At 66.9% G+C, this 10,711-nt stretch carries 9 protein-coding genes and 1 pseudogene; 2 read left to right on the forward strand and 8 right to left on the reverse strand.

Translation table 11 applies throughout. From position 1 onward, the window contains the following. Positions 1-4: 4 nt before the first annotated feature. Entirely contained in the window at positions 5-1,444 is a 1,440-nt protein-coding gene (gene mqo / locus BN2156_RS09225; protein ID WP_276021363.1) for a malate dehydrogenase (quinone), read from the reverse strand. A gap of 394 nt (positions 1,445-1,838) precedes the next feature. Here mqo and BN2156_RS09230 point away from each other — a divergent pair, with 394 nt between their 5' ends. Then, positions 1,839-2,870: an alpha/beta hydrolase gene (locus BN2156_RS09230; protein WP_090512642.1), complete on the forward strand. Its 1,032-nt coding sequence runs from the start codon at positions 1,839-1,841 to the stop codon at positions 2,868-2,870. Between the two features lie 9 nt (positions 2,871-2,879). Continuing rightward, on the forward strand, positions 2,880-4,265 hold the full coding sequence (gene mtr / locus BN2156_RS09235; RefSeq protein ID WP_090512645.1) for a mycothione reductase: 1,386 nt from the start codon (positions 2,880-2,882) through the stop codon (positions 4,263-4,265). Here the strand turns inward: mtr and nicT are convergent. The 7 genes and pseudogenes from nicT to BN2156_RS09270 all read right to left on the reverse strand — a co-directional run bounded on the left by nicT (position 4,262) and on the right by BN2156_RS09270 (position 10,697). Then, positions 4,262-5,326 carry a Nickel transporter NicT gene (gene nicT / locus BN2156_RS09240; RefSeq protein WP_090512648.1) on the reverse strand — a complete coding sequence of 355 codons (1,065 nt, stop codon included), beginning with the start codon at positions 5,324-5,326 and terminating at the stop codon, positions 4,262-4,264. The two genes, mtr and nicT, sit on opposite strands and share 4 nt — an antisense overlap. Before the next feature lie 57 nt (positions 5,327-5,383). Beyond that, a complete protein-coding gene (locus BN2156_RS09245; RefSeq protein ID WP_210436589.1) occupies positions 5,384-5,713 on the reverse strand; it encodes an ArsR/SmtB family transcription factor in 330 nt (109 codons plus the stop codon). A 9-nt stretch (positions 5,714-5,722) separates the two neighbouring features. Further along, positions 5,723-6,448: a FadR/GntR family transcriptional regulator gene (locus BN2156_RS09250; protein WP_090512653.1), complete on the reverse strand. Its 726-nt coding sequence runs from the start codon at positions 6,446-6,448 to the stop codon at positions 5,723-5,725. A gap of 17 nt (positions 6,449-6,465) precedes the next feature. Then, positions 6,466-7,239, reverse strand: a complete 774-nt coding sequence (locus tag BN2156_RS09255; RefSeq protein ID WP_090512655.1) for a 3-oxoacyl-ACP reductase — start codon at positions 7,237-7,239, stop codon at positions 6,466-6,468. Further along, a pseudogene (locus BN2156_RS09260) lies at positions 7,240-8,588 on the reverse strand (aldehyde dehydrogenase family protein). Next, complete coding sequence (locus BN2156_RS09265) at positions 8,585-9,292, reverse strand: gamma-glutamyl-gamma-aminobutyrate hydrolase family protein (protein WP_090512658.1); 708 nt, start codon at positions 9,290-9,292, stop codon at positions 8,585-8,587. The pseudogene BN2156_RS09260 and the gene BN2156_RS09265 overlap by 4 nt, the downstream one beginning before the upstream one ends. Positions 9,293-9,329: 37 nt before the next feature. After that, the gene (locus BN2156_RS09270) at positions 9,330-10,697 is read right to left on the reverse strand and encodes a glutamine synthetase family protein (protein ID WP_090512661.1); all 1,368 of its coding nucleotides are present in this window, start codon (positions 10,695-10,697) and stop codon (positions 9,330-9,332) included. Positions 10,698-10,711 lie beyond the last annotated feature (14 nt).

Raw genomic sequence — 10,711 nt, forward strand, 5'->3', positions numbered from 1 at the left:
TCGGTCACGCAGTCACAGGGACGTCCAGCTTGAGCGCCTTGGTCCCCCACGCCCAGACTTCGTCGAACAGGCCGGGCTCGTTGGACAACTTGGTCCCCAGCGACGGCACCATCTCCTTGAGCTTGGGCAGCCAGCTCTGGTAGCGATCGGTGAAGCAGCGCTCCAGCACGTCGAGCATGGCCGGTACCGCGGTGGACGCGCCAGGCGAGGCGCCGAGCAGGCCGGCGATGCTGCCGTCGGCCGCCGTGAGCACGGTGGTGCCGAACTCCAGCACACCACCGGCACCCTTGCGCCGGATCACCTGCACACGCTGGCCGGCGATGTCCAGCTCCCAGTCGGAATCGACTGCGCTGGGCGCGAATTCCCGCAAGGTCTCGACCCGCGCGGCCTCGCTGAGCAGCAGCTGGCCGACCAGGTAGTTGACCAGACCCATCTCGGTGAGTCCGACACCGAGCATGGACATGATGTTGTTGGGCTTGACCGACAATGGCAGGTCGGTGAACTTGCCCTGCTTGAGGAACTTCGGCGTCCAACCGGCGAACGGCCCGAACAGCAGCCAGGATTTGCCGTTGATCACGCGGGTGTCCAGGTGCGGCACCGACATCGGCGGGGCACCCAGCGGCGGGAGGCCGTACACCTTGGCCTGATGGCCCGCGGTCAGGGTCTGGTTGTCGGTCCGCAGGAACGCGCCGCCGACCGGGAATCCGCCGAAACCCTTGGCCTCCGGGATGCCCGACTTCTGCAGCAGCGGCAGCGCACCGCCGCCGGCGCCGACGAACACGAACTTGGCGTTGAACTTGCGCTTGAGGCCGGTGCGCCGGTTGGTGACCTTGACCGTCCAGCTGCCGTCGGATTCCTTGTGCAGGTTGCGCACCTCATGACCGAACAGGGTGTTCATCCCGCGCTGCGCGGTGAAGCCGATGAGCTGGCGCGACAGCGCGCCGAAATCGACGTCGGTGCCGTGCTGTGACCAGTTCAGCGCCACCGGATCGGAAAAATCCCGCTTGGCGGCCATGAACGGCAACCGGCGGGAGAACTCGTCCTTGTCGTCGATGAATTCCATCGAGGCGAACAGCGGGTTGCCGACGAGCGCCTCGTGGCGGCGCTTGAGGTAGTCGACGTTGGCAGCCCCGTGCACGAAGCTGACGTGCGGGATCGGGTTCAGGAAGCCGCGCACATCGGACAGCACGCCGTTCTCGGCCGCGTAGGCCCAGAACTGCCGCGACACCTGGAACTGCTCGTTGACGTTGATGGCCTTGGTGGTGTCGATGGAACCATCGGACAGTTCGGGGGTGTAGTTCAGCTCACACAGTGCCGAGTGTCCGGTGCCCGCGTTGTTCCACGGATCACTGCTCTCCGCGGCGGCACCGTCGAGCCGCTCGATCATGGTGATGGACCAGTCCGGCTCCAGCAGCCGGATCAGAGCGCCGAGGGTCGCGCTCATGATGCCGGCCCCAACCAGCACGACGTCAGTCTTCTCGGTCGTACCCACGTTTGCCTCAGACACCCTGATCGCTCGTCCTTTGTTGTTGCGCGGCCCGTCCACACCGACGGCTTTTGTTATGCCCAGGTTATCGCGCGACGAATCCCGGTTGGCCAGGCATGGTAGTGCTATCCGTCACCTGCAGCCCGCCGACGAGCGGCCGGACCGGTCGGATGCGCTGATTCTCGTCCCGATCGGGGTTGCTGGCCGACCCGGTGGACCGAAAGACAGCCTCCACATCTTTACCGGAGACGGTGTCCGGTTTCACCTCTTGTGATCGGATGGCCGGGGGCGGCGTCGTGGACGTGCTCGCGGCGTTGCGGCTCTGATTTCGGGGCCCGGTTAGGGTGGAACCGTGACGTCACGGGAGCCCGCCTGGGAGCCGGATGTACTGCCGGGGTTCTGGCAGCAGACCATCGACGCAGGGCCTGATCCCGACGGCGAAGGCGACCTGGTCGCCACGCTGGTGCGCCGCGGCGAGGCCGGCACGGCGCCCGACGGCAAGGGCCATGCCGTGCTGGCTTTGCACGGCTACACCGACTACTTCTTCCACACCGAGCTGGCCGACCGATTCGCCGACCGCGGGTTCTCGTTCTACGCGCTGGATCTGCCCAAGTGCGGACGCTCCCGGCACGATGGCCAGACCCCGCACTTCACCACCGATCTGGCACGCTACGACACCCAGATAGAGCGTGCCCTGGAGTCCATCGCCGCCGACACCGGCAATGCCACGGTGTGCCTGTACGGGCATTCCGCGGGTGGACTGATCCTCACCTTGTTCGCCGACCGGCTGCGCCGTCGAGGGCGGCTGGCCACCCATCACGTCGGCGGGCTGGTGCTCAACAGCCCGTTCTTCGATCTGCACGGGCCGGCGATCCTGCGCACCGCGCCCACCTCGGCCGCCCTGATCGCCCTGGCCCGCCTGCGCAAGCTGTCGGTGGTCCGCAAGCCCACCGAAGGCGGCTACGGCACCACGCTGCACCGCGACTACGGCGGCGAGTTCGACTACAACCTGGAGTGGAAACCGTTGGGAGGCTTCCCCGTCACCTTCGGGTGGATCAATGCGATCCGCCGCGGGCAGGCCCGCCTGCACCGCGGCCTGGACGTCGGGGTGCCGAACCTCATCCTCCGGTCGGACCGCAGTGTCACCGAAACCTCCGACCCCGCGGCGATGCAGCGCGGCGATGCCGTACTCGATGTCAGCCAGATCGCGCGGTGGTCCGGTTGCGTGGGCAACCACACCACGGTAGCTCCGATCACCGATGCCAAACACGACGTCTTCCTGTCGGTAGCCGATTCCCGGGCCGCGGCCTACCGCGAGCTCGACCGGTGGCTCGATTACTACCTGAGCCTGCAAACCCGTCCCAGCACAACATCTTCCGGATAGGCAGCGCACATGGAGCATTACGATCTGACGATCATCGGCACCGGCTCCGGCAACAGCATCCTCGACGAGCGCTACGCCGGAAAGAAGGTCGCGATCTGCGAGCAGGGCACGTTCGGCGGGACCTGCCTCAACGTGGGCTGCATCCCCACCAAGATGTTCGTCTACGCCGCTGACGTAGCGGACACGATCAAGGACAGCGCCAAGTACGGCATCGATTCCCACATCGACAAGGTGCGCTGGCCCGATGTCGTGTCGCGGGTGTTCGGCCGGATCGACCCGATCGCTGCCGGCGGTGAGGACTACCGCCGCAACGACCCGGACATCACGGTGTACGCCAGCCACACCCGGTTCGGGCCCAAGACCGCCGACGGCCGCTACACGCTGCGCACCGAGGCCGGTGATGAATTCAGCAGCGATCAGGTGGTGATCGCGGCCGGGTCCCGCGCCTACGTCCCGCCGGCCATCGTGGACTGCGGTGTCACGTACTACACCAGCGACGACATCATGCGAATCCCCGAGCTGCCCGAGCACCTGGTGATCGTGGGCGGCGGATTCGTCTCGGCCGAGTTCGCCCACGTGTTCTCGGCATTGGGCGTGCGGGTCACCGTCGTGGTGCGTGGCGACTGCCTGCTCAGCCATTGCGACGAGACAATCTGCCGGCGGTTCAGCGCGCTGGCCGCCGAGAAGTGGGACGTGCGGACGCACGAGAACGTGATCGGCTCGCACCACGAGGGTGACCAGATCGTCCTGGAGCTCGACGACGGCAAGACGCTGCCCGCCGACATGCTGCTGGTGGCCACCGGCCGGGTCCCCAACGGTGACCTGCTCGATGCCGAACTCGCCGGCGTGGAGATCGACGAGGACGGCCTGGTCATCGTCGACGAATATCAACGCACCACGGCGCGTGGCATTTTCGCGCTCGGTGACGTGTCCTCGGACTACCAGCTCAAGCATGTGGCCAACCACGAGTCACGGGTGGTCAGGGAGAACCTGCTGCACGACTGGGATGACACCGAGGCGATGGTGCGCAGCGATCACCGGTTCGTGCCGTCGGCGGTGTTCACCGAACCGCAGATCGCCATGGTCGGGTTGACCGAGGAGGAGGCCCGCGACGAGGGCTATGACGTCGTGACCAAGATTCAGGCCTACGGAGACACCGCGTACGGCTGGGCGATGGAAGACACCACCGGCATCGCCAAGCTGATCGGTGATCGAGCCACCGGCAAGATCCTGGGTGCCCACATCATGGGCTACCAGGCATCTGCGATCATCCAGCCGCTCATCCAGGCCATGAGCTTCGGGCAGACCGCCCGAGAGATCGCCCGGGGCCAGTACTGGATCCATCCGGCGCTGCCCGAGGTGATCGAGAACGCGCTGCTGGGCCTGACCGACTAGGCCCGGGCGGCCCAGCGCTGCTCGATCCGGCCGAACCGCCAGATCCCCAGGGCCACAATCCAGCTCACCACGAAAAGCCCGACGATCGCGAATCCGACGAACTCCAGGTCGGCCGAGCCGACGAACGCCAACGGCCCCGTCGTGATGCCGAGGCGCTCGACCAGCAGGCCGGTCAGCACGATCACGCCGACGACGAGGGCGACGATCACCGACAGCACGGTGACGGTCAGGTTGTAGTACACCTTGCGGACCGGCTGCAGGAAGGCCCAGCCGTAGGCCCGGGCCATGAAGATTCCGTCCAGGCTGTCGAACAGGCTCATCCCGGCCGCGAACAGCACGGGCAGTACCAGCATGGCGTACCAGGGCAGCGTGAAGGCCGCCGTTCCCGCCGCCAGTACCAGCAGCGCGACCTGGCTGGCGGTGTCGAAGCCCAGCCCCATCAGGAAGCCCACCGGGTACAGGTGCCAGGGCTTGTTGACGCGCCGCATCACCCGGCCCAGCAGGCGCGCCAGGAAACCCCGGCTGTCGAGCTGACGCTCCAGCTCGGCCTCGTCGTACTCACCGCTGCGCATGGCCCGGAAGACCTTGGCGATCCCCACCGCGGCAAACAGATTCGTCAGCCCGACCAGGATGAGGAACGTTCCGGCCACCAGCGACCCGACCAGACCGAGGGTCTGCAGCATCGCCGACTCGTCGTCCTGTACCGGGCCGGCGAGCGCGTGCACGCCGAGAGCGAGCAGCAGAGCCAGCCCGAACACCACGCTGGAATGCCCCAGTGAGAACCAGAAGCCCGCCGACACCGACCGGGTGCCTTCGCCGACCAGTTTCCGGGTGGTGTTGTCGATCACGGCGATGTGGTCGGCGTCGAAGGCATGCCGCACGCCCAGGAGGTACGCGGTCACGCCGAGACCGACGCCGAACACCCCCGCCGAACCAAGCGTGATGTGTTGCGGCGCCACCCCGAAGATCAGTACGCCCCAACCGATGACATGCAGGAGCACCACGAATCCGCTGACTGCGGCGATCGAGATCCAGTCGGCGCGGTCGAAACGGGTTGCCATTCGGGCAGCGTAAGACCGGCACCGATATCTGTCCAGACAGACAGATGAGAACTTCGCTCAGCCGTGCCGGGCGCCGATCCAGTGCAACAGGTCATGCACGGTCTCGTCGTCGAGGCGGTAATTCACCGTGCGTCCGGTCCGGGTGCAGGTGACCCAACCCTGTTCCCGCAGCACCCGCAAAGCCTGGGACACAGCGTTTTCCGAGCGGCCGAGGGCGGCGGCCAGATCGCTGACGCAGATCCCCGGGGCCCGGTGCAGGCCCAGCAGGATCTCCAGCCGGTGCGGATCGGACAACAGATCGAAGCGCTGCGCCCACCCCGCGGTGTCGACGTCGGCCAGGGCCGACGACGCGCGCTCGACCTGGACCTGTTTACCGTGCTGGTCCACGGTACGAATCTAATCCAGAAAGCCGTGCAGCAATGCCGACGATCCCCCGACATGGGCCAGCATGGCCGCGGCGGCACGCTCGCTGTCGCCGGCCAGGATCGCCATGACGATCTCTTCGTGCTGTTCGTCGGAGTGGGCGATATTGCGGGGCAACAGCGGGATCTGATCGAGCAGGGCGTTGACCCGCATCCGGTTCTCGGCGACCAGGGACACCAGCGACGGCGAACCCGCCGCCTCGGCGATGGCCAGATGCAGTCGCGAATCCAGACGCCGGTAGTCGTCGGGCTCGGCTGCACGGACATCGGCCAGCCGCGACCACAATCCGTCCCGCTCGGCCGCGCTCAATGTTCGCCCGGCCGCCATCCGGGCCGCCCCGACCTCCAGGATCTCGCGCAACCGCAACGCGTCGTCGATCTCCTCGCGTGTGGGGCGGTGACTGGTCGTGGGCAGTGCAGGCAATTCTGCGGCCAGGAACGTGCCGCCGTACCGCCCTCGTTTGGACACCAGGTAACCGGCATCGGCCAGCGATTTGATGGCTTCCCGGACCGTGTCGCGGCTGACCCCCAGGCGCGCGGCCAGCTCACGCTCGGGAGGCAAGGACTCCCCGGGGCCCAGCACCCCGAGACGGATCGTCTCGAGCAACCGGCCGACGGTGTCCTCGAAGGCATTGCCCAGCCGAACCGGACGCAGCAGTGCGCCGGCGGTCGGCTGCTGTGGATCCGGTTCGGCTGTCATGGCGAACTACCAGGGTGTCACAGCGGCGTCACGTAGGCGGAGCTGATGCCGCCGTCGACCAAAAATGTCGAGCCCGTGATGAAGGATGCGTCGTCACTGGCCAGGAACGCCACCGCGGCGGCCAGCTCCTCGGGCTCGGCGAATCGGCCCAGCGGAATGTGCACCAGACGCCGCGCGGCCCGCTCGGGATCCTTGGCGAACAGCTCCTGCAGCAGTGGGGTGTTGACCGGACCCGGGCACAGGGCGTTGACCCGGATTCCCTGCCGCGCGTACTGCACCCCGAGCTCGCGCGACATCGCCAGGACGCCGCCCTTGGACGCGGTGTAGGAGATCTGGGAGGTGGCCGACCCCATCACCGCCACGAACGATGCGGTGTTGATGATCGAGCCCTTGCCCGCGGGCACCATGTGACGCAGCGCCGCCCGGCAGGACAGGTACACCGATTTCAGGTTGATGTCCTGCACCCGCTGCCAGGCCGGCAGTTCGGTGGTCTCGATCAGGTCATCTGCGGGCGGTGAGATCCCGGCGTTGTTGAACGCGATGTCGACCGCACCGAATGTGGCTGCGGCAGTGTCGAAGAGATGGTCGACGGCATCCTGATCGGACACATCCACGGCGACGAACAGTCCGTCGAGCTCCTCGGCGGCGGCCTCGCCGGTGGCGGGGTCGATGTCGCCCACCACGATCGTGGCGCCCTCGGCGCGCAGCCGGCGTCCGGCGGCCAGACCGATGCCGCTGGCGCCACCGGTGATGACGGCAACCTTGCCGGCCAGGCGTTGGGTCAGATCCATCTACAGCTCCTCTACTGCGAAAAAGACGTTCTTGGTTTCGGTGAAGGACAGTGGTGCGTCCGGTCCCAACTCACGCCCCAGCCCGGACTGCTTGAAGCCGCCGAACGGCGTGTTGTAACGCACCGACGAGTGCGAGTTGACGCTGAGATTGCCCGATTCCACCGCCCGCGATACCCGCATCGCGCGCGAGAGATTATCGGTCCAGATCGAGCCCGACAAGCCGTAGGGCGTGTCGTTGGCCAGTGCGATGGCGTCGGCCTCGTCCTCGAACGGCAACACGGTCACCACCGGGCCGAAGATCTCCTCGGTCACGGTGCGGTCGGTGCGCTGCGGCGTCAACACCGTTGGCGGGAACCAGAACCCGGGTCCGGCGGGCGCGCTGCCCCGGAATGCCACCGGGGCGTCATCGGGCACGTAGGACGACACCGATTCCCAGTGCGGACGGGATACCAACGGCCCCATCTCGGTGTCGCCCGCCGTCGGGTCACCCACCGCGACTCCCTTTACCGCCGGTTCCAGCAGCTCCATGAACCGGTCATAGACACTGCGCTGCACCAGGATCCGGCTGCGGGCACAGCAGTCCTGCCCCGCGTTGTCGAACACCCCGTACGGTGCGGTGGCGGCGGCCTTCTCCAGATCGCAGTCATCGAAAACGACGTTGGCGCTCTTGCCGCCCAATTCCAGTGTCACGCGCTTGACCTGAGCCGCTGCCCCGGCCATCACTCGCATGCCCACCTCGGTGGAGCCGGTGAACACCACCTTGCGCACGTCCGGGTGCGTGACGAACCGCTCCCCCACCACCGAGCCCTTGCCGGGCAGGACCTGGAACAGGTCGGGATCAAGACCCGCTTCGACCGCGAGCTCACCGAGCCGGATCGTGGTCAGCGGCGTCCATTCAGCGGGCTTGAGCACCACCGCATTGCCGGCGGCCAGTGCCGGGGCGAATCCCCATGCGGCGATGGTCATCGGGAAGTTCCACGGTGTGATGATCCCGACGATGCCGAGCGGCTCGTTGAATGTGACGTCGAGGCCGCCGGCCACCGGGATCTGCTTGCCGCTCAGCCGTTCCGGGGCGGCGGAGTAGAACTGCAGGACGTCCCGGACATGCCCGGCCTCCCACTCGGCCTGTCCGATCGGATGGCCGGAATTGGCCACCTCGAGAGCGGCCAGGTCACCGATGTGGGCGTCGACCACGGCAGCGAATGCGCGCAGCGACGGGCCCGCCGGGCCCATGCCCGCTGCGCCACGGCGGCGCGGGCCACCGCGTCATCGACGGCATCCACATCCAGGAGGTCGACGGTGGTCAGCACCTCCTCGGTGGCGGGGTTGATGACCTGGCTGGATGTCATGAGATCCTCTCTGTCGCATATGTTCTGGCCGCCTCGACGACGGCGGCGAACAACCGCAGATCGTCGAGGGTCTCCTCCGGGTGCCATTGCACCCCGACCACGAAGCCGTCGCCGGGCAGCTCGACCGCCTCGATCACACCGTCGGCGTCGCGGGCGCTGACCACCAATCCGTCACCGATTCGATCGATCGCCTGGTGGTGGTAGCACTGCGCGTCCGAGGTTTCACCGATGAGGGCCGCCAGCCGGGTGCCGGGCACCGTGTGCACCGCCGACGTGCCGAAGATGGCGTTTCCCTTCTGATGATGGGTGTGACCGATGACGTCGGGCAGGTGCTGGTGCAAGGTGCCACCCAGCGCGGCGTTGAGCACCTGAGCTCCCCGGCACACGCCGAGCACCGGAATGCCTCTTCGCAGCGCCGATTCCAGAAGTGCGAACTCCCAGGCATCACGCTCGACGGCTGGGGTGTTGGTGGCCGGGTGCGGCTGTTGTCCGTACCGCGCCGGATCGACGTCGGGGCCGCCGGTGATGATCAGGCCGTCGATGCGTTCGAGGACCCGGTCGGTGATCTCGCCGTTCACCGGCTGCGGCGGCAACAGGACCGCGATGCCGCCGGCGCGGGTGACGCCTTCGAAGTAGATTTGGGGCAGGAAGCTGGCCTGTACATCCCAGACCCCGGTCTGCGCCTGCTGCAGATAGGTGGTCATGCCGATAACCGGGCGCGTCGCGTCGGCGCCCTGGACGTCAGAGCCGTTCAAAACCGCGCACCCTTTCCCAGTCGGTCACCGCGGAATTGAAGGCGGCCAGTTCGATTCGCGCATTGTTCAAGTAGTGCTCGACGACGTCGTCCCCGAACGCCGCCCGTGCCACCTCGGACTTCGCGAACAACTCGGCCGCCTCGGCCAGGGTGGTGGGCAACCGTTGCGCCTCACTGGCATAGGCATTACCCGGCAGCGCGTCGGGCAGTTCCAGTTCATGATCGATTCCGTACAGGCCGCCCGCGATCAGCGCCGACACCGCCAGGTACTGGTTGACGTCACCGCCGGGCGCCCGGCATTCCACCCGCAAGCTCGATCCGTGCCCCACCACACGCAACGCGCAGGTCCGATTGTCCATGCCCCAGGCGATGGCCGTTGGCGCAAAACTGCCGTCGGCGAACCTCTTGTAGGAGTTGATGTTCGGCGCATAGAACAATGTCAGCTCGCGCAGCGTGGCCAATTGGCCGGCGATGAAGCTGCGGAACATCGGTGACATCCCGTGCGGGCCTGACTCGTCGGCGAAGACCGGTGACCCGTCCTGGCCGCGCAGCGAGATATGGATGTGGCAGCTGTTGCCCTCGCGCTCATCGAATTTCGCCATGAACGTCAGGCTCTTGCCGTGCTGGTCGGCGATCTCCTTGGCGCCGTTCTTGTAGATGGTGTGGTTGTCGCAGGTGTTGCGGGCATGGTCGTAGCGGAACGCGATCTCCTGCTGGCCCAGGTTGCACTCCCCCTTGACGCCCTCGCAGTACAGTCCGGCGCCCTCCATGCCGAGGCGGATATCGCGCAGCAACGGCTCCATCCGGGTGGACGCCATCATGGCGTAGTCCACGTTGTAGTCGGTGGCCGGCGTCAGGTCGCGGTACCCGGCGGCCCAGGCCTCGCGGAAAGTGTTGTCGAACACCATGAATTCGAGTTCAGTGCCGACATAGGGCACCAGCTTCCGCTCGGTCAACCGGTCAATCTGGCGGTTCAGGATGCTGCGGGGCGCCTGCTCGACGGGGCGACCGTCCAGCCAGGACAGATCCGCCATCACCAGCGCGGTGCCGGGCAGCCACGGAATCAACCGCAGAGTGCTGAAGTCGGCGGTCATCACCATGTCGCCGTACCCGGTGTCCCAGCTCGACATCGAATAGCCGCCGACGGTGTTCATGTCGACATCGACCGCGAGCAGATAGTTGCAACATTCAGCGCCGTGAGCGGCGACCTCCTCGACGAACAGCCGACCCGAAACCCGCTTGCCGGTGAGCCGGCCCTGCATGTCGCAGAAGGCGAGGATCACGGTGTCGATCTCGCCCGCCGCCACCCTTTGCTCCAAGTCGGCTCGTGCCAGCATGCCGGGGTTCTGGCTCATTGCACACCCTCCTG

This window comes from Mycolicibacterium neworleansense (assembly GCF_001245615.1).
Taxonomy (GTDB): Bacteria; Actinomycetota; Actinomycetes; order Mycobacteriales; family Mycobacteriaceae; genus Mycobacterium; species Mycobacterium neworleansense.